General features: G+C 47.0%; 1 protein-coding gene. It reads left to right on the forward strand.

Annotated elements, in window-relative coordinates; translation table 11 throughout:
• Positions 1–236 (forward strand): hypothetical protein (locus O4H47_RS18065; protein WP_269395410.1); only part of this gene is annotated, 236 nt, incomplete at both ends.

Below are 236 nucleotides of genomic sequence, written 5' to 3' on the forward strand. Positions count from 1 at the left end.
CACATGTCATCAAACCATCCATAGAACAAGTACTGTTGAACATTGCGGTAGAGCTGAATATGGGAGAGCCTTCCACTCAGCACTACCAAAAATTGATTGATGCCCTGCAACAACTACTTCCCTGTGATGCCAGCGCTCTATTTACACTCGACAACGAAAAGCACTTAGTACCGATTGCCATCAGCGGTTTGTCATCTGAGGTATTCGGACGCCGATTTCTGCCTGATGTCCATCCG

The sequence above is a fragment of the Maritalea porphyrae genome (assembly GCF_027213965.1).
Lineage (GTDB): Bacteria > Pseudomonadota > Alphaproteobacteria > Rhizobiales > Devosiaceae > Maritalea > Maritalea porphyrae_A.